General features: G+C 64.1%; 15 protein-coding genes. 8 read left to right on the forward strand and 7 right to left on the reverse strand.

The features are described 5' to 3' along the window. Window positions 1-31: 31 nt before the first annotated feature. Window positions 32-337, forward strand: a complete 306-nt coding sequence (locus NKJ89_RS13615) for a hypothetical protein (protein ID WP_352603047.1) — start codon at window positions 32-34, stop codon at window positions 335-337. A 16-nt stretch (window positions 338-353) separates the two neighbouring features. Beyond that, on the forward strand, window positions 354-1,241 hold the full coding sequence (locus NKJ89_RS13620) for a sigma-70 family RNA polymerase sigma factor (protein WP_352603049.1): 888 nt from the start codon (window positions 354-356) through the stop codon (window positions 1,239-1,241). 33 nt (window positions 1,242-1,274) lie between these two features. Here NKJ89_RS13620 and NKJ89_RS13625 read toward each other — a convergent pair whose 3' ends face one another. Continuing rightward, window positions 1,275-5,255, reverse strand: a complete 3,981-nt coding sequence (locus tag NKJ89_RS13625) for an AsmA family protein (RefSeq protein WP_352603051.1) — start codon at window positions 5,253-5,255, stop codon at window positions 1,275-1,277. Between the two features lie 131 nt (window positions 5,256-5,386). On the opposite strand from NKJ89_RS13625, the gene NKJ89_RS13630 reads away from it, so the two are divergent. Beyond that, complete coding sequence (locus NKJ89_RS13630) at window positions 5,387-6,358, forward strand: Dyp-type peroxidase (protein WP_352603053.1); 972 nt, start codon at window positions 5,387-5,389, stop codon at window positions 6,356-6,358. Between the two features lie 35 nt (window positions 6,359-6,393). On the opposite strand, the gene NKJ89_RS13635 is transcribed toward NKJ89_RS13630, so the two are convergent. Continuing rightward, complete coding sequence (locus NKJ89_RS13635) at window positions 6,394-7,809, reverse strand: FAD-binding oxidoreductase (protein WP_352603055.1); 1,416 nt, start codon at window positions 7,807-7,809, stop codon at window positions 6,394-6,396. Between the two features lie 185 nt (window positions 7,810-7,994). Here NKJ89_RS13635 and NKJ89_RS13640 point away from each other — a divergent pair, with 185 nt between their 5' ends. Together NKJ89_RS13640 and NKJ89_RS13645 are read left to right on the forward strand one after the other, a co-directional pair. Then, window positions 7,995-8,480 carry a thioesterase family protein gene (locus NKJ89_RS13640; RefSeq protein ID WP_352603057.1) on the forward strand — a complete coding sequence of 162 codons (486 nt, stop codon included), beginning with the start codon at window positions 7,995-7,997 and terminating at the stop codon, window positions 8,478-8,480. A 145-nt stretch (window positions 8,481-8,625) separates the two neighbouring features. After that, a complete protein-coding gene (locus NKJ89_RS13645; protein WP_023757051.1) occupies window positions 8,626-8,823 on the forward strand; it encodes a hypothetical protein in 198 nt (65 codons plus the stop codon). Window positions 8,824-8,837: 14 nt separating this feature from the next. On the opposite strand, the gene NKJ89_RS13650 is transcribed toward NKJ89_RS13645, so the two are convergent. Beyond that, complete coding sequence (locus NKJ89_RS13650; protein ID WP_352603059.1) at window positions 8,838-9,317, reverse strand: Lrp/AsnC family transcriptional regulator; 480 nt, start codon at window positions 9,315-9,317, stop codon at window positions 8,838-8,840. Between the two features lie 89 nt (window positions 9,318-9,406). Here NKJ89_RS13650 and NKJ89_RS13655 point away from each other — a divergent pair, with 89 nt between their 5' ends. After that, window positions 9,407-10,309, forward strand: coding sequence for an EamA family transporter (locus NKJ89_RS13655; protein ID WP_352603061.1), 903 nt, complete (start codon window positions 9,407-9,409; stop codon window positions 10,307-10,309). 3 nt (window positions 10,310-10,312) lie between these two features. Here NKJ89_RS13655 and NKJ89_RS13660 read toward each other — a convergent pair whose 3' ends face one another. After that, entirely contained in the window at window positions 10,313-11,203 is an 891-nt protein-coding gene (locus NKJ89_RS13660) for a dienelactone hydrolase family protein (RefSeq protein WP_352603082.1), read from the reverse strand. Window positions 11,204-11,620: 417 nt separating this feature from the next. On the opposite strand from NKJ89_RS13660, the gene NKJ89_RS13665 reads away from it, so the two are divergent. After that, entirely contained in the window at window positions 11,621-12,058 is a 438-nt protein-coding gene (locus NKJ89_RS13665) for a hypothetical protein (protein WP_352603063.1), read from the forward strand. 19 nt (window positions 12,059-12,077) lie between these two features. On the opposite strand, the gene NKJ89_RS13670 is transcribed toward NKJ89_RS13665, so the two are convergent. Continuing rightward, a complete protein-coding gene (locus NKJ89_RS13670) occupies window positions 12,078-14,393 on the reverse strand; it encodes a glucose/quinate/shikimate family membrane-bound PQQ-dependent dehydrogenase (RefSeq protein WP_352603065.1) in 2,316 nt (771 codons plus the stop codon). A gap of 320 nt (window positions 14,394-14,713) precedes the next feature. Between NKJ89_RS13670 and NKJ89_RS13675 the strand changes: the two genes are divergently transcribed. Then, the gene (locus NKJ89_RS13675; protein WP_352603067.1) at window positions 14,714-17,410 is read left to right on the forward strand and encodes an ATP-dependent helicase; all 2,697 of its coding nucleotides are present in this window, start codon (window positions 14,714-14,716) and stop codon (window positions 17,408-17,410) included. A 164-nt stretch (window positions 17,411-17,574) separates the two neighbouring features. Here the strand turns inward: NKJ89_RS13675 and NKJ89_RS13680 are convergent, their stop codons facing one another. Continuing rightward, complete coding sequence (locus NKJ89_RS13680) at window positions 17,575-18,624, reverse strand: ABC transporter permease (protein ID WP_352603069.1); 1,050 nt, start codon at window positions 18,622-18,624, stop codon at window positions 17,575-17,577. Continuing rightward, window positions 18,621-19,418, reverse strand: a complete 798-nt coding sequence (locus NKJ89_RS13685) for an ATP-binding cassette domain-containing protein (RefSeq protein WP_352603071.1) — start codon at window positions 19,416-19,418, stop codon at window positions 18,621-18,623. The genes NKJ89_RS13680 and NKJ89_RS13685 overlap by 4 nt, the downstream gene beginning before the upstream one ends. Window positions 19,419-19,588: the final 170 nt, after the last annotated feature.

Here is a 19,588-nt window from a genome sequence, read left to right on the forward strand (position 1 = left end):
GAGCATGGGGCAACGAAGAGGAACAACTGCGATGAAACGCCTCCTGATACGCTACAAGACGAAACCGGAACGGGCCGACGAGAATGAACGGCTGGTCAAGGGCGTATTCCATGAGCTGCGGGAAAAATCGCCGGACGGCGTTCGCTACATGACATGGCGTTCCGACGACGGGACCTTTGTCCATCTGGTCGAGACGGAAACCGAGGCCCATGCCGATATCATCACCGGGCTGGCGGCATTCGAGGCCTTTCAGATTGGCATCAGGGATCGCTGCATCGAGCGTCCACACAGCGAGGAAATGACTGTTGTGGGCAGCTACCGTATGCTCGACCAGTAGGTGGAACACGGTACGCATGAACATCACCATTGACGTCCAACAACGCGAAGTCTTCAGCCGCCTGTTCGGCGAACTGCGTCCAAAGCTGCACCGCTACTGCGCCCGCATGACGGGCTCAGTCATCGACGGTGAAGACGTGGTGCAGGAAACCCTGGCCAAGGCATTCGAGGCGCTGCCGAATACCGGCCCGATCGCCAATCCGGAGGGCTGGCTGTTCCGCATCGCCCACAATACGGCGCTCGACTTCCTGCGCCGGCGAGCCCGTGAAAAGTCTTTTTCCGATGAGGACCTGGACATGATCGTCGATCCGGCAAACCCCACTGCCGCCCGTCAGGCCGCGGCGGCCGGCCTTCATACCTTCATGCGCCTTCCCGTCACGCAGCGAAGCAGCGTCATCATGATGGACGTTCTGGGCTATTCACTGCAGGAGATCAGCGCCACGCTCGACACCAGCATCCCCGCCATAAAGGCGGCGCTGCATCGTGGTCGTCATCGGCTGCGCCATCTTGCGGACGAACCGGACGACCGCCCTGTTCCGAGATTGAGCGGCGCAGAGCGTCTGCTGCTCGATGCTTACATCGATCGGTTCAACGCCCGCGATTTCGACGCCGTGCGCGACATGCTGGCCGATGAGGTGCGGCTGGAGCTGGTGGCAAGGACGCGGCTGAATGGTCGCCAGGAGGTCGGCACCTACTTCCACAACTATTCCCAGGTGCAGGATTGGCGTTTCGTGGCGGGCTTTATCGAGGGCAGGCCGGCAGCCCTCGTCCGCGACAGCGATGATCCAGCGGCGCGGCCATCCTATTTCATCCTGCTGGCCTGGCAGGACGGCAAACTCTTGACCGTCCGAGATTTCCGCCACGCCCGCTATGTCACCGACTGCGCCGAACTGCTCGTTCTCTGAGACTATCCCAGGACGGGAAAAGCCTCCTGCTGCCTACTGCAGCGACTTCAGCAGATTGTCGATGGTGAACGGATTGGACTTCGGCTTGGCCGGCGGCGGGTTGTCGCGAGCCTCCGGCAGCGGCGCACGCTCCACCTTCGGAGCCTGTGCGGCGTTGCGTTTAGCCTCGAGCCTTGCCTTCTCCTGCGGCGAGGCAATGCGCATCGCCTCTTCCGCCTTCTGCCGCTCCTGATCGGCCTGCGCCTTGGCGGCCTCGTCGGCAGCCTGCTGTTCGGCCGCGGCCTTCGCGTCGGCATCCGCCTTCGCCTTCGCATCCGCTTCAGCCTGGGCCTTGGCGTCGGCCTCGGCTTTCGCTTGCGCATCCGCTTCAGCCTGGGCCTTGGCGTCGGCCTCGGCTTTCGCCTGCGCATCCGCTTCGGCCTTCGCCTCAGCCTCGGCCTTAAGCCGCGCTGCTTCCTCCTGCTTGCGCAATTCCTCGGCGGCCTTGTCACGCTCATCCTGCAGCGCCGCGTAGTAGCGTACCTCGCGCCGCAGCCGCTGCTTTTCGAGCAATTCGGCCTGCATCGCCTCGACACGCTGCTGCTCCCTTTCCAGCGCGCGCTGGGTCAGGAACTGCGCCAGCGGCTCGCTGTCGAACTCTCGTTTCACCGCGCCGCGGGGCCCCTCGGCGGTGAAATTCACCGTCGGCTCGGAGCCGACCAGGGCTTCATCGCCCGGCCGATAGGCGATCGTCCCCTTGGCGGAAATCTTGCTGGTATTGAGATCGGCCTCAATGTCGGCGGACAAGGTCGCTGCCGGATTCTCGAGGTTGACCGGCGGCGCCCTGAGCATACCGCCAGCAACCGTGAAGGCGACATCGGTGTCCTTGGCGGCAAAACTGCCGTCGGCGGCGATTTCAGGCGCGAAGCCGGCGGTCTTGGCCGCATCGATATCGCGCCCGATCGCATCCGCCTTGGCGAGGAATGCACTGAACGCATCGGGATTGACGCCGGCGACCTGCAAGCCCCTCAACGCCGCCGTACCGGAGCCGGACAAGGCGGCCACCATCCCTTCGACCGATTTGCCGCTGCTTGACAGCGCCGTCGAGAAATCACCATTGCCGCTGATGCCGGCATCCGGCAGCATGGTCGCCAGATCGGCGCCGGCCAGTTTCATCTGCCCAGTGAAAAGTCCGGTGCCATCGTTGTTCTTCAGCTCGAACAGGCCGGTCAGCGCGCCACCCAGCAATTTCGCCTTGAGATCCGAAACGCGAATACCTTCCTGGTCGAGCTTGAGCGAAAAGGCGGCATCATAGGCGGTGGCGAACCGACCGGCGGCAAGGGCTGCCGTCGTCAGATCGAGGTCGGCAGTGAACGGCAGGCTGGATTTCTGGCTGATCGGCGTGGCCGGCCACGCCCCCCCCTTATCGGCCCCTTCCTTGTCGGCAAGAAAGGCGGAATCGCCAAACAGCGCCACCGCCATCGGATCGAGATCAAGTTCGTCGAGCACCAGCGCTCCGGCCAGATGCGGCACGCCGTCCTTGACGTCGACATTGACGTCGCCGGACACCGCCGCTTCGTTGATGGCGCCGCTGAGTTCGTCCAGCACCAGCAGCCCGTTGCCATAATCACCCTGCGCGGAGAGCGACGTCGACATGCCAGCCCCCATGCCTGGCAGGCCGATGCCTGATGTCATCAGCCATGGTTCGATGTCGGCGGCGTCGAGGCTAAGCTTGCCCTTGGCGGCGAGGCCTTGCGGCGTATCGGCGATCGTCCCCTCGAAACCGGCCTTGAAGTCGTCACCGGCAAGGCTGAAACTCGTCGCCAGGCCGCCGCCAAGCGTGCCCTTGGCTTGGATGTCCGTGCTTGCCTCGCCCAGCATGCCAAGCGGCAGCGCCGGCAGGCCGTAGAGCGCCAGCAGCGCAGTGGCGTCAGGATTTTTGGCGTTGAAGGTCAGCGCCACCGGCGCTTCGAGAAGCTTGTTCCCCGCCCCCCTTCCCGACAGCGAGGCGGAAAAAGCCGACCCGCCGGCCTTCCCTTGCCCGCTCACCGCCAGGCCCGAGGTGCCGTCGCCATTGTCGGCGGCACTCGCCACCAGGTCGACGCGCGCATCCTGGAACAGCTCGGGATAGGCGGCGGCACGGCTTGCCAGTCCCTTGAGCACGGCGCTGTCGGGATAATGCTGGGCGGCGACGTCGATCAATGGCTTGAGGTCGACGGCAACCACCGAGGCGTCGAGCTTGCCGGTCGGGCGTTCCGGGAAATCCTTGATCCTGCCGGTGGCGCTGATCGAGGCGCCGGCCAGCCCGCCCACCGACAGCCGGTCGATTTCGAGTAGCCCGTCGCGCAACCTCAGCGCGGTATCGACTGTGTCGGCGGTCAGCCCGCCGGCGCTGACCGGCCCTGCCTTGATCTGGAAATCGAGGTCGCGGTCGGCAAAGCGATTGGCGCCCTTGTCGCTGACGAAGATCGAGGCAAAGGCCGCCAGCCCGTCGACGTCGAGCTCGCCGCCTTCGAGCCGCATCAGCACCGACGGCTTGGCATCGTCAGGTTGGCTAGCATCGATGCGGCCGGAAAACTTCGCCTTGCCCAGGATCAGTTCGAGATCACTGAAGGCTTGCCGCCTTTCGGAGAGGTCGACCTTGGCCTTGAAGCCGGCAGAGGGCAAACGGCGGATCGCCTCGTCGACGTCCTTCGACAGCCACGCTGCAAAACCCGAAGGCTGAGCCACGGCCAGCAGCAACGAGCCGTTGAAGCCGAAATGGCCCTCCACATTGAGCAAGACCTTGCCATCGGCTTCCAGCCTGGTGCGACCGGGCAAGGTCGCTGCAAGCGATTTCACCGACCAGCCGCCATCGACCGGCTCGGCGGAAAGATGAACGTCGCGCACCGTGGTGTCGCCGGCCACCACCGCTGGCAGCTTGACCTCGACGGTACCGGGAATGGTCGGCTTCGGCAGATCGAGCAAAGCCTGCTCCAGCCCTGCAATGCGCTGATCCAATGTCAGGCCGGCACCAGCTTGCGCACCCACGGCCTCGTCGAGCTGCACCTGAGCGCCACTGGCTTCGATGGCAAAGCTCGGCTTTAGCCCGAGATCGACCGAGGCCTTGCCGTCGGCGGTGTAGGGATTGTCGAGCGGCCCGGTCTCGAAGCGAAATTCGTCGACGCCCAACTTCTGATGGTCGAGCGAAAACTTGCCGTTCAGGCGAAAGCCCGGATCGGGCTTGCCGCCAGAGACCTTCACCGTCTCGCCATCGGTGCCACGCAGCTCTGCGCTGTTCTTGTCGGCGCCATTCTTGTCCTGATTTGAAATCTTGAACTGGCCCGAATAGACGGCCGCCCCATTGACGATGCCGGCATTGCCGTCGGTCTCGATGACCAGCGGATAGGCATCGGGATCGGCCTTCAGCCGAAGCCGCATCTGTCCGGTGCCTTCTGCCTTGCCGGTGGAGGCCGCGACCGCGGTGCGCAACCCGTCCAGCCGAAGCGTGCCGTCCATGCGCCACGGGCCGGCCAGCGACTTGGCCGAAATGGTCGAGTTGATCTCGGACATGAGATGGCTGCGCCCGCCGGCCGCATGGCGCAGCTCGACCTGGCCTTCCGTCACCGTCAGCTTTTCGATCGAGATCTGGTTGAGATCGAACGGCGAGGACGGCCGCATCGCCCAGTCGACCGTGCCATCATTGGCGATATCGATGGTCGCTTTCGGCCGCACCAGCCGCATGTCGAAGATCAGCACTTCACCGCGCAGGAAGGGTGCGAGTTCCGCATCCATCGAAAACGTCTCGACGGTCATGGCCGGCTGGCCGTTGGGGCCGCCGGCGACGGCGACATTTGCGAAGGTCACCGACGGGAACGGCAACAGCCTGGCCGTGGCGTCGCCCCGCACGGTCACCTTGCGGCCGAGAATGGCGCTTGCCTCGCGTTCGAAATCGGCGCGGTAGCTAGTCCAGTCGACAAAATACGGCACCACCAGCGCCGCACAGAGCACCAGCACAAAAAGGCCACCGAAGGTCACGAACAGGCGAGCGAGCATCAGCTCCGAACAGGTTGATTGAAATTCTGCCGCACTCTACCCGCATCCGCGTGTCGATAAAGAGGCAATTCATACGGTGTTGCGTGATGTCCGGTGATCTGAAACAAATCCCGGCGAAGTGGAGAATCTAGATGTCGGGCAAGAACTGGGATCGCGTGCCGATCGATGCGCAAAGTATCGACGCTCCGCTGTCGCTTTCGGCGGTCTTTCTTGTCGTCAATGTCGCCAACGAGCGGAGCGCGCTCGCCAAGGTCGCCTCCGTGCTCGGAGAACTTGATGATCTGGTGAAGAATGTCGGATTCCGTGACCTTTCGGGACGGCTTTCGTGCATTGCCGGCATCGGCCGCGATCTCTGGGATCGTCTTTCTCCAGATCGGCGGCCGCTGGAACTGAAACCGTTCGCGCCGATCAAGGGCGCTGTTCATTCGGCCCCTTCGACCGCCGGCGACCTTCTTTTCCACATCCGCTCCGAACGTCCCGACATGTGCTTCGAGTTCGAGCGCATTCTGCTCGACAATCTCGGTGACGGCGTGAACGTCGTCGACGAAGTCTCGGGCTTTCGCTATTTCGATGCGCGCGACCTGCTCGGCTTCGTCGACGGCACGGCCAACCCGACCGGGCTGGATCTGCCGGCCTCAGCGCTCATCGGCGATGAGGATGCTGACTTCGCCGGAGGCAGCTATGTCGTCGTTCAGAAATACCTGCACGATCTCCAGGCGTGGGCGCGAACCCCGACACCGCTCCAGGAAGAGATCATCGGCCGCACCAAGATCGATAACATCGAAATCGACGATGACGACGCCCCGCGCAAGTCGCACAAGTCGCTCGCCACCATCGAAGATGCCGACGGCAACGAATACGACATCCTGCGTGACAACATGCCCTTCGGCCGGCCGGGACAGCAGGAGTTCGGCACCTACTTTATCGGCTATTCCAGGTATCTCTGGGTGACCGAGAAGATGCTGCAGCGTATGTATGTCGGTGAGCCGCCGGGCGCCTACGACCGGCTGCTTGATTTCTCCACGCCGCACACCGGCACGACTTTCTTCGCGCCAACCCGCCCTATGCTGCAAACCCTTGTTCAGGGCGCACAGGAGAAGTAGGCAATCACTCGGTTCGTCGCTGGATCGGATCCCCTTCAGTCTATCCCCGGCAATATCTTGCCCGGATTCATGATGTTTTGCGGATCGAGAGCCTGCTTGATGGTGCGCATGATGTCGACGCCGTGGCCGAGTTCATGGCGCAGGAAGCCGATCTTGCCTTGGCCGATGCCGTGCTCGCCGGTGCAGGTGCCATCCATGGCGATTGCTCGCATGTTGAGTCGCGCGACGAATTTTTCGGACTGCGCGATCTCCTTGGGATCGTTCACGTCCATCAGCACCAACACGTGAAAATTACCGTCGCCGGCGTGGCCGACGATCGGCGCGATCAGGCCCATCTCGGCGATATCGGCTTCGGTTTCCATGACACATTCGGCAAAGCGCGAGATCGGCACGCAGACATCGGTCGACAGGCCCTTGGCGCCTGGCCGCAGCGTCAGCGACGACCAATAGGCGTCGTGCCTGGCCTTCCACAGTTTCGTGCGCTCCTCGGCAACGCTGGTCCACAGGAACGGTCCGCCGCCATTCTCCTCGGCGATCATGCCGAAAGTCTCGGCCTGCTCGGCCACGCCGGCATCGCTGCCGTGGAACTCGACGAACAGGCACGGGCTCTCGGGATAGTCGAGCTTCGAATAATTCTTCATCGCCCGCATCTGCAAGGCGTTGACCAGCTCGATGCGCGCCACCGGAATGCCCATCTGGATCGTCGCGATGACCGCGTTGCAGGCCGCCTCGACGCTCGGAAACGGACAGACACCGCCGGAGATCGCTTGCGGGATGCCTTGCAGCTTCAAGGTCAGCGAGGTGATGATGCCGAGCGTGCCTTCCGAGCCGACCAGCAGCCGCGTCAAATCATAGCCGGCCGAGCTCTTTTTCGCGCGCTTGCCGGTCGTCACCGTCTCGCCGTCGGCCATGACGGCCGTCAGCGAAAGCACATTCTCGCGCATCGTGCCGTAGCGCACCGCATTGGTGCCGGATGCGCGTGTCGCCGCCATGCCGCCAAGTGAGGCATTGGCGCCCGGATCGATTGGAAAGAACAGGCCAGTGTCGCGCAGATGCCGGTTCAGATCCTCGCGGGTAACGCCGGGCTCGACCGTGCAGTCGAGATCCTGCGGATTGACCGCAAGAATGCGGTTCATGCGCGATGTGTCGACCGATATGCCGCCGCCCGGTGCGTTGGTGTGCCCCTCCAGCGACGAACCGACGCCGAAGGCGATCACCGGCACGCGGTGCGCGGCGCAGGCGCGCACGATCTCCTGCACCTCGGCCGTCGTCTCGGGAAAGGCGACTCCGTCCGGCGCCTGCGTCGGAATGTAGGTGGTGGTATGCGCGTGTTGCGAGCGGATGGCCTCGCCGGTCTGGAACCGTTCGCCGAGCCGCTGCTTGAGGATGCCGAGCACGGCAGCGATGCCTTCCTCGTTGCGTTCGACCGGGTTGAGGTCGCTCAAAGCCATGAATTCCTCCGCGAATGGACCAGCGCCCATGCTTGTTATGCGTCTATGGATGCCTAAAGCAATTCCAGGAAAAGTGCGAAGCGGTTTTCCCGGGAAACCGCGTAGCGCTTTCCCTGAGGAATTGCGTCAGAATGAAAGACACTCACCGGCCACGCTCTGTCCAGCACCAGAACAAGGAAGTTTCGATGCCCATCCCCGCCCCCTTCGTCTCCAAACCCATGGACATCGAGAAGGACTGGATCGACTACAACGGCCATCTCAACATGGCCTATTACAACGTGCTGTTCGACCGCTGCTCGGACAACGCCTTCGAGGCGATCGGCATGGGGCTGGATTACGTGAGCCAGCGGCGGCTCACCATCTACACAGCCGAAGTCCATGTCTGCTACGTGCAGGAGCTGCATCTCGAGCACAAGGTCACGGTCTCCTTCCAACTCCTCGACCATGACGACAAGCGGCTGCGGGCCTACCAGGAAATCCGCCACGTCGACGGCTGGCTCGCCGCAACCTCCGAGACGCTGTCCCTGCATGTCGACATGTCGGGGCCGAAGGTCGCGCCCTTCCCAGCCGATGTGCTTGCCAAGGTCGAAGCCATGCGCGCCGCCCATTCGGCACTGCCGATGCCGGAGCGCGCCGGCCGTTCAATCGGGATTCGCCGCAAGTCCGCTTGAAGCCGCTCGGTGCCCGCGTTAACCTTACCGAGGTTTTAACGGGAACAAGCCAATTGCGCCGTTGAACGACTCAGCGGAGCGGTTGAAAACGATCGCATTGGGTTGCGATGCGGGCGGCGCGGCGAAGCCGGTTCGAGGAAAGTGCATGAAAACCGACATCAAGGTCGAAGTGGACAAGCTGGCTGCCGATCCGCGCATCACCGACTATGATTTCTGGCGCTCGCTCAAGAATGTCGACAACGAGATCTTCCATATTGCCAACAACAACGAGCCGATCCCGTTCGACATGATCCGCTGGCGCACCATCCTGAAGCGCGCCCGCCTGAAGCGCGGCCACGCATAAACGTTCCTGCTCGCTCAAACCGTATGCTTCACCGCTGCCAGCGGTGAGCGCGCCACCACCGGCGACGACTGGATGATCGCCGTATTGGTCATCGCGTAAGGGATGATGCGGTCGATCACACGCTCGAGTTCGGCCACCGAGCCGACATGCGCCAGCGCGATGAAACAATCTTCGCCGGTCACCCGGTCGCATTGTGCGATCTCAGGCAGATCGCGGATGATCTCGGCCACGACAGCCAGTTGCCCCGGTACCGGACGGATGCGCAGCCACGCCGACACCGGCAGGCCGAGTGCCGCAGGGTTGATCCTGACCGAATAGGCCTCGATGACCCCGCTCTCCTGCAACCGCTTGATGCGCTCGGCCACGCTCGGCGCCGACAGGCCGACCGAGCGCGCAAGCTCCGCCGTGCTGATGCGCGCGTCCTTTTCCAGCAAGCGCAGGATTTTCATATCCGCGGCATCGAGGTCGGCGCTTTCAATCCGAAGGCGTTTCATGGAAAAATCCTTGCTTCCGTGAGGATACCGGCCGGAAAAGCCAATCATCACCCATATGAACAGGCAAAACCGCCTGCGATACTGATCCGATGGATGATCAGACGCAAGCTCCTGCGGCAGACCCGGCTGTTGCCGGCCTTCCCTTCGGCAGGCTGGCGACAACACTGCCGCCGCATGTCTGGTTCGGCGTCAGCGCCGTCTTCCATTATCTCGGGCCGGCATTTGCCGTGCTGCTTTTCCCGCATGTCGGCGTGCTTGGCATGGCCTGGCTGCGCATCGCAACCGCCGCGCTAATCTTCGCGCCATTGACCCGTCCATGGCGAACCTTCGCGCGCGCCGATCGCTCGAGCGGGCTGCTGTTGCTGGCCTTCGGCGCCTGTCTGGCGGTGATGAACTGTTCGTTCTACCTGGCGCTCGACCGCTTGCCGATCTCGCTGGTGGCGGCGATCGAATTCGTCGGCACCATCGGTGTCGCGGTGATCGGGCTCAGGACCCCGCGCAATCTCGCCGCCCTTGTCATTGCCGTCACCGGCACCTTGCTGCTCATCGACGTCAAGTGGTCAAGTGATCCCCTTGGACTGTTCTGGGCCTTCCTCAACGGTACTCTGTTTGTCGTCTACATCGTGCTCGGGCACCGCATCGCCGCTTCAGGCGCGGGCGGCGGCATCGCCAGCCTTGGTGCGGCCATGGCGATCGCTTTCATCATCGTGCTGCCGATCGGCTTCAGAGATGCACTGCCGGCCTTTTTCTCACGGCCGCTGCTGCTCGCCGCCATCGGCGTCGGCATCTGCTCCTCCGTCATTCCTTACATCTGCGACCAACTCGCCATGTCGCGGCTGCCGCGCGCCAGCTTCGCGCTGATGCTGTCGCTGCTGCCGGTCACCGCGACGCTGATCGGCGTCATCGTGCTGCGCCAGATTCCAAGCCTCACCGATTGCCTCGGCATTGCGCTGGTGGTCGCCGGCGTCGCCTTCCACAAACCGGCTCGCTGAGAGCTACGCCAGCTTCTCCTTCAGGAAGGCGATCGTGCGTCCCCAGGCGAGATCGGCCGCTTTCTTGTCGTAGCGGGCGGCCGAGGTGTCGTTGTTGAAGGCATGGTTGGCGCCTTCATAGACATAGACCGTGTATTCTACATGCGCGGCGTCGAGCGCCTTCTTGAAGGCATCGATGCCGGCATTGATGCGCTCGTCCAGTCCGCCATAGTGCAGCAGCAAGGCCGCCTTGATCTTCGACACATCGGCGGCGTTCGGCTGCAAGCCGTAATAGGCGACGGCGGCATTGAGATCTGGTGCGTTGACGGCGAGCATGTTGACCGTGCCGCCACCCCAGCAGAAGCCGACGGCACCGACCTTGCCGTTGCCGTCCTTGTCGCTCTTGAGGAAAGCGACGGTCGCCACACCATCGGCAATGGTCTGCGCCGAATCTAGCTTGGTGAACATGTCGCGCGCCTTGTCCTCATCGGCCGGAGTGCCGCCGAGCGGCGACAGAAAATCCGGCGCCAGCGCCACGAACCCTTCCAGCGCCACGCGTCGCGCCACGTCGCGGATATGCGGGTTGAGTCCCCTGTTCTCATGCACGACGATGACCGTGCCGAGCTTGCCCGCCTGATCCGCCGGCTTGACCAGATAGCCCTTCATCTCGCCGCTGCTGCCGGGATAGCTGATGTCCTCACCCTTCACCCGCGGATCGTTGTCGGCAACGATTGCCGCCTGGGCGGAATTCGCCGCCAGAAGCGGCGCGATCGCCGCAGCCGCCGCGCCTGATCCGGCAAGCCGGGTCAGTTGCTCCATGAAGCGGCGGCGGTCGAGTGTCAGATGCGTGTACTCGTCATAGGCATCGATCATCGCCTGGGTGATGGCGGGTGTCGGGGCAGCTGATTTCGTCATGGTGCACTCCTCGGCTTCGAGCTTCGATACCTGAGCTACATAGGGACCGAGCCGGCATGATCCAGTCGAGCGCATACTCGCGGTCGCGCAGGTGAGGCCGGCAAGGCTGGCGCCGCGGGCGTCCATGTCATCACTTCTTGGCCATCGGCGATAATCCTGCTGGCGCTGCCACAATAGTGAAAGAAGCTGTCCGCTATCGATGGCACCTTGACCGGCATGCCTTCACGCGTCCCGACCCGAAAGGAGCGAGCAATGACCATGCCTCACCTGATCCTCGCCAGCACGATCGTCCTTGCCGCCGCTACGGCTCCGGCACTACTCTCGGCGGCTGTGGATGCGGGCAGACGATCTTTGGTCTGCGTCCGCCGTGACCGGAACCGCTCTACAAACGCGAAAACCCAAGGTTGAGGTGAGACCATGAACGTCCAGGATATCGTCAACACCGTCTCGCAGAAAGCGGGCCTCGACCAGGCGACGACGGAGAAGGTCGTCGGCACCATCTTCTCGGTACTCGAACATGAGGCGGACGGCACCAGCGCCTCGGCGTTTTTCGCCAAGATCCCCGGCGCCGACGACCTCGCCCACCAGTATGATGTCATGGCCGCCCCTCCGGCCGGCGGTGGTGGCGGGTTCCTGTCGTCGTTGCAAGGCGCGCTTGGCGGTGTTCTCGGTGAGAAAGCCGGCGCGCTGGTCAACGGTCTCGCCGCGCTCAAGGCATCCGGGCTCGATTTGGCTCAGATCCAGAAGGCCGGCGAAACGCTGGTCCAGCAGGCCGAAGCCGCTGCCGGCCCTGATCTCACCAACAAGGTGCTCGGCTCGGTGCCCAGCCTGAAAAGCCATCTGGGGCTCGGCTAGGTCACAGGTTGCGCCACCCTCACTTCGGCACCGCGTAGGCCATCACATAGTCTCCCGGCTTGGTGCCGACCGAGCCGTGGCCGCCGGCGACGATGACCACGAACTGGCGACCGTCGGCCACCGTGTAGGTCATCGGCGTCGATTGCCCGCCGGCCGGCAGCCGCGCCTGCCACAGCTGCTTGCCCGATGTCAGGTCATAGGCGCGCAGATAATCGTCGACCGCGGCGCCCAGGAAAGCGACGCCGCCGGCGGTGATCATCGGCCCGCCGATGCCAGGCACGCCGACCTTCAGCGGCAGCGGCAGCGGCGTCATGTCGTAGACGGTGCCGTTGCGGTGCTTGTAGGCGATGGCGCCGGTCCTGAGATCGACGCCGGCGACATAGCCCCAGGGCGGCGCCTGGCAAGGAATGCCGAGCGGCGACAGGAATGGCCCCATCACCACCGCATAGGGCGCGCCCTCGTTGCGGTTCAATCCCTGCTCGCTGCCGCGACCCTCGTCCGGCGGCGGCACCTGGTCGCGCGGGATAAGCTGCGACTTGAACGCCAGGTAGGTCGGCATGCCGAACATCACCTGCCGCACCGGGTCGACAGCGACGCCACCCCAGTTGAAAGTGCCGAAATTGCCGGGATAGATCAGCGAGCCCTGGACCGAAGGCGGCGTGTAGCGGCCCTCATAGCGCAGGCCCTGGAATTCGATCCGGCAGGCCAATTGGTCAAACATGGTGAGGCCCCACATGTCGGCGCCGGTGAGCGGCTTCGGATTGAAGGTAAGATCCGATACCGGCTGCGTCGGCGACGTATGGTCGCCCTCGATGGCGCCGCCGGGTGCTGGCGCTTCCTTGACCGCGATCACCGGCTCGCCGGTGCGCCGGTCGAGCACATAGAGGTCGCCCTGCTTGGTCGGCCCGACCAGCGCCGGCACCACCGTCCCGTCTGCCTTTGTGATGTCGATCAGGCTCGGCTGCGCCGGCACGTCCATATCCCAGAGATCGTGGTGCACGGTCTGCCGCACCCAGCGCAACTGCCCGGTGTTGAGGTCGAGCGCGGTGATCGACGACGAAAACTTCTCGACATTGGCGCTGCGCCCGGCACCGAGCTGGTCCGGCGTCTGGTTGCCAAGCGGCACATAGAGCAGGCCGAGCTTCTCGTCGGCGCTCGGCGTCGACCACATGTTGGGCGAGTTGGCAGTGTAGGTCTGGCCGGGCGCCAGCGGCGTCGTCTGGTCCGGATTGCCGGAATCCCAGTTCCACAGCAGCTTGCCGGTGGCAGCATCGTAGGCGCGGATGACGCCGGACGGCTCCTGCGTCGAATAATTGTCGTTGACCGCGCCGCCGACGATGATCTTGCCGCCTGATATCAGCGGCGCCGAGGTCGAGTAATAATAGCCCGACTTCGGATAGGGCATGTTGGCCAAGAGATTCAGCGTGCCGCCCTCGGCGAAGGCGGGGCAGACCTGCCCGTTGGCGGCATCGAGCGCTATCAGCCTGGCGTCCGAGGTCGGCAGGTAGACGCGGGCAGCACATGGCTGGCCGGCGGCGATGGCCGCATCGGCATAATAGGACACGCCGCGGCAGGTTTGGTGCTGGCGGTCCTTGTCGAGCTTGATCTTGGGATCGTAGCGCCATTTCTCTTTGCCGCTCGCGGCATCGATGGCGATGGCGAAATTGTGTGGCGTGCAGATGTAGAGCGTGTCGCCGATCTTCAGCGGCGTCACCTGATAGGTGGTCTCGCCGACATCGTCCGGTCCCTTGACGTCGCCGGTGCGGTAGGTCCACGCGGGCTGCAGCTTGGCGACATTGTCCGGCGTGATCTGGTCGAGCGGCGAATAGCGCTGGCCGAACTGCGTGCGTCCGTAATAGTGCCACTCGCCGGCCGGCACATCATTGCCGAGATTGGCGTTGGCGATCACCCTGTCGGTGCCGAGTTCGCCGGCAATGTCCTTCGGATCTGCCGTCATCGAGTAGCCGGCGACGGCAAGCGATGCCAGTACGGCAAGAATGAGCGGCGCGCGCGCATCGGGACCGGCAAGGCCCCGTCTCGCCCGCGGCGTCAGCAGCCAAAGCGCCACCAGCACGATGATGCCGCCGCGGGGCCCAAGTTCCCACCAATCGAACCCGGTCTCCCAGACGGCCCAGGCAAGCGTACAGAGCACGATCGCCGCGTAAAGCCACAGCGCGGTGGACCTGCGCCGGTAAAGCAGCCAGGCTGTGATCAGGAATGCGAGGCCGACTATGATGTAATACCAGCTGCCGCCCATCGACGCCAACCAGATGCCGCCGCCGCCGAGCGCCAGGCCGATGAGCAGGAGAATGAGGGAGGTGATGGTGACAGCCAAGATGATACTCCTTCGACTGTTGCGCGCTCTCACACGCGGCCCTGGGCAACCGGCGTTACCTTCCTGCCCTGGGCCCACTTTCTCCTGCCCGCCGCGCCTGTCAAGCGCGGAGCACACGCCGAGGTAGAAATCCATCTTGCCTGCATCAGGGTTTTCCAGCAGTGTCGGCACCGTGATAACCGACGAGGCGCGCTCGTTCGGACATCGATTTTTCGTCGCTCTCGGTTACCGCGAGGCCTGAACAGCGATATCAGGCACTTTACCGGAACAAAACGTAGACACTTCTGGTCTTTCGCTCCCGAATCACTACATTCGGGGCAATGTCCGGCTTTTCCGAAGACATGCCTTTTTTCGACGAACCCAATGCGCGGCCTTCGGCCCCGTCGGGCATTGCCGCGCGCGCCATGGCTGCCCGCAGCGGTCACAACAATGCGCCCGACTACCTGAAAGGGCTCAACCCGGAACAGCGGCTGGCTGTGGAAACCACCGAAGGTCCGGTTCTGGTGCTGGCCGGGGCCGGCACCGGCAAGACCCGCGTCTTGACCACCCGCATCGCTCACATCCTTGCCACCGGCAAGGCCTTCCCCTCGCAGATCCTGGCGGTGACCTTCACCAACAAGGCCGCCCGCGAGATGAAGATCCGCATCGGCGTCCTGATCGGCGAAGGCAATGTCGAGGGCATGCCCTGGCTCGGCACCTTCCACTCGATTGGCGTCAAGCTGCTGCGCCGCCATGCGGAACTCGCCGGATTGAGATCCGACTTCACCATCCTCGACACCGACGATGTGGTGCGGCTGATCAAGCAATTGATCCAGGCCGAGGGCCTCGATGACAAGCGCTGGCCGGCCAAGCAATTCGCCCAGATGATCGACGGCTGGAAGAACAAGGGGCAAGGCCCGGCCGACATCGCCGAGGGCGACGCCCGCGCCTTCGCCAACGGCAAGGGCCGCGAACTCTACAAGGCCTATCAGGCGCGGCTGCAGACGCTGAACGCCTGCGATTTCGGCGACCTTCTGTGCCACCCGATCCGCATCTTCCGCGCCAATCCGGATGTGCTGAAGGAATATCACAAGCGCTTCAAATACATCCTCGTCGACGAGTATCAGGACACCAACACTGCCCAGTACATGTGGCTGCGGCTTTTGGCGCAGCGGCCGCAGTCCTCCCCCCTCGAGGGGGAGGTGCCCGCGAAGCGGGCGGAGGGGGTCGCCGCAGAAGGCACCTCCAGAACGTCGAGCACTGCCGCGAGGACCCCACCCGACCGGGCTTCGCCCGGCCACCCTCCCCTCAAGGGGGAGGGATATCAGCGCAGCGCCACCGTAAACATCTGCTGCGTCGGCGACGACGACCAATCCATCTATGGCTGGCGCGGGGCCGAGGTCGACAACATCCTGCGCTTCGACAAGGATTTCCCCGGCGCCACCATCATCCGGCTGGAGCGCAACTACCGCTCGACCGCGCACATACTGGGCGCGGCCTCCCACCTCATCGCCCACAATGAGGGCCGCTTCGGCAAGACGCTGTTCACCGACCGCGACGAGCCGGAGGACGGCAAGGTGCATGTCCATGCCGCCTGGGATTCCGAGGAGGAAGCCCGCGCCGTCGGCGAGACCATCGAGGCCTACCAGCGCCAAAAGCACAATCTCAACGACATGGCGATCCTGGTCCGCGCCTCATTCCAGATGCGCGAGTTCGAGGACCGCTTCGTCACGCTCGGTCTCAACTACCGCGTCATCGGCGGCCCGCGCTTCTACGAGCGCATGGAAATCCGCGATGCGCTGGCCTTCTTCCGCGTGGTGGCGCAAGGCGCCGACGACCTCGCCTTCGAGCGCATCGTCAACGTGCCGAAGCGCGGCCTGGGCGAAGCCACTATCCGGCAGATCCACGACACCGCTCGCGCGCTGCGCATCCCGATGCTGGAAGCCGCGGCAAAACTCGCCGAAAGCGACGAGTTGAAGCCGAAGCCGCGCGCGGCATTGCGCGAAGTGGCCGCCAATTTCGAGCGCTGGCAGAAGGCGCTGGAAACCACGCCGCACACCGAACTCGCCGAGACCATTCTCGAAGAGAGCGGCTACACCGATATGTGGAAGAACGACCGCTCGGTCGAAGCGCCCGGCCGGCTGGAGAACCTGAAGGAACTGATCCGCTCGATGGAGGAGTACGAATCGCTACGCTCCTTCCTCGAGCATGTCGCGCTGGTCATGGACGCCGAGCAGAATGCCGAGCTTGATGCCGTCAACATCATGACGCTGCATTCGGCCAAGGGCCTCGAATTCGAGACCGTGTTCCTGCCCGGCTGGGAGGAAGGCCTGTTCCCGCACCAGCGCGCGCTCGATGAAGGCGGCCGCTCGGGGCTGGAGGAAGAGCGCCGCCTTGCCTATGTCGGCCTGACCCGCGCCAAGAAGAACCTGCATCTGTGGTTCGTCTCCAACCGCCGTATCCACGGCCTGTGGCAATCGACGATCCCATCGCGCTTCCTCGACGAACTGCCGGAAGCCCATGTCGAGGTCGCCGAAAGCGGCAACTCCTATGGCGGCTATGGCAATTCCTATGGCGGCGGTTCTTTTGCCTCCGGCCGCGGCGGCCAAGGCGCGGGAAGACAAAACCCCTATGGCGCCTCGCGCTTCGACAATGTCGGCGCCGACACCGAAAAATCCGGCGCCTTCTCCAACACCTATGCGACGCCGGGCTGGCAGCGCGCGCAGGCCAACCGCACCGAGGCGACCGATCGCAACTGGGGCTCGCGCTCCGGCCATCAGGTCGAACGCATCGGCTATGGCGAAACGGACTCCGGCTACGGCGCTGGCCGCACCTCGGTCAAGGGCCGCACCATCGACGGCGAGCTGGCAGCCAAGTCCGTCGCCGACAAGCCGTCCGCCTTCAGTGTCGGCGACCGCGTCTTCCACCAGAAATTCGGCAACGGCAACATTTCCGCTATCGAAGGCAACAAGCTGACCATCGACTTCGACAAGGCCGGCCAGAAACGCGTGCTGGACGGGTTCGTCGCGGCGGTGTGAGCGTCCGCTTGCCCCATCGTCCTACCATTCTCTGGCGGAAGCCCCCATCTTCGTCATCCACGGGCGGAGCAGGAGCGAAGCGACGTCGCGGAGACCCGAGGATGACGAAATGATGCGCGTCTGCGCCAATCGTCAGGCTTGCTGTCCGCCAACGAAACAGCCCCTCACCTATACCGCGCCTGGTTCCACTTATGCCCCAGCAGCGACAGGATGATGATCAGCCCGTTGAAGAACTGGACATAAAAGCCGCTCAGGCCCGCCGCGACGACGCCGGTCTGTATGAACGACACGGTGACCGCGCCGATCGCGCCGCCAACCACGGTGCCGATGCCGCCCCAGGTCGGCGTGCCGCCGACGAACACCGATGCCAGCACCGGCAGCAGATAGCCGTCGCCGGCTGTCGGCCACCAGGTGAAGTTGATCATCACTGAGAAGGTTCCCGCGATCGCCGCTCCGATGCCGACGAAGACGAACACTTTCACCCGCACGCGCTTGACGTCGATGCCCATCTGCTGGGCGCTGTCGGGGTTGTCGCCGACCACTCTCACCTGCGCCCCAAAGCGATGGCGGTTGTAGAGCATCGCCGACAGCACGACAAAGGCGATGGCCCAGAATATCTGCACCGGAATGCCCATGAGCTCGCCGGAGAAGATCGTGTAGGCCCAGCTGTCGGCAAGGCTGGTCAGCGCCATCGACTTGCCTTCGTTGATGATCTGGATCAGGCCGCGCAGCAGGAAATTCATGCCAAGCGTGGCGATCAGCGACGACAGCCCGCCATAGACCACCAGCGAACCGACGAGGAAACCAAGCAGCAAGCCGGTGATCAGCGCCGCAATGATACCGAGGAACGGATCGTAGCCGGCCTGCACGACCAGCGCGAAGACCCAGGAAGCAAAACCCATCGTCGCCGGAAACGACAGGTCGATCTCGCCGCAAGTGACGACGAAGACCAGCGGCACGACCACGAACAGCGCCACCGGCAGCGTCGTCAGCACTGAACGGTAGAGATACCAGGTGGTGAAGACAGTCGGGTTGGCGACCATGAACACCGCCATCATGATGATGAACACGCCGAGCGTGCCAAGCGAAGCGCGGTTGTCGAGGATGAACCCCCGCATCCAGTGATCGGATGGGTGCTTCCACTCCTTCTGGGGACTGGGGCGAGAAATGCCGGCCGCCGGTTCGTGCAGATCAGGTTCCATGGTCTTGCTCATCGTGCTCTCTGCTCCGCGTCGCCGGCATCGTGCAGTCCGGCCAATCCGCCCGGGTGTGCCACGTCTTCCATGAAGTTGATGAGGTCTTCGGCCGATTTGACCTCGCTCCGATCGGCGGTCAGCGCCACCTTGCCGCGGTCCATCACCACGAAGCGGTCGGCAATGTCGAAGACATGGTGGATGTTATGGCCGATGAACAGGATCGAGCGGCCGCTCGCCCGCACCTGGCGCACGAAATGGAAGACCTTGGCGGTCTCGGTCAGCGACAGCGCCGTCGTCGGCTCGTCAAGGATGATCAGCTCCGCCTGTTTGTAGATGGCGCGCGCGATCGCCACGCCCTGGCGCTCGCCGCCGGACAGCTGGCCAACGATCGAATGCGGCGTGAACACTTTCGAGGTGAAGCCGATCTCGCGCATCAGCCGGCTCGCCTCCTCGATCTCCTTGTTGACCCTGAGAAAGCCCATGAAACCGGTGAGTTCGCGGCCCATGAAGATGTTGCGCACGATCGTCTGCTGGACGGCCAGCGCTCGGTCCTGGAACACCGTCTCGATACCGGCATCGCGCGAGCGTGCCGCACTCCATCCGGTCACCGGCTTGCCGCGCACCAGGATTTCGCCGCTGGTCGGTTTGACCACGCCCGACAGTATCTTGATCAGCGTCGACTTGCCGGCGCCATTGTCGCCGATCAGGCCGACCACCTCGCCGCGGTCGACGCTGAGATTGACCCCGCCCAGCGCATAGACCTGACCGTAGGATTTGCTGATGTCGCGCAGTTCGATGATTCGTTCGGCCATGGCGATCCTCGCTTGATTGTCTCTTGCCGGCTTTGCCAGCGGTCCCGGGGGGGGGGGGGGGGGGCCCGGGGCGGGGGGGGGGGGGGGGGCGGCGGGGCGGGGGGGGGGGGGGGGGGGGGGGGGGGGGGGGGGGGGGGGGGGGGCGGGGGGCGGGGCGGGCGCGGCCCGCG

Origin of the sequence: Mesorhizobium sp. M0047 (assembly GCF_040323315.1) — a bacterium.
Lineage (GTDB): Bacteria > Pseudomonadota > Alphaproteobacteria > Rhizobiales > Rhizobiaceae > Mesorhizobium.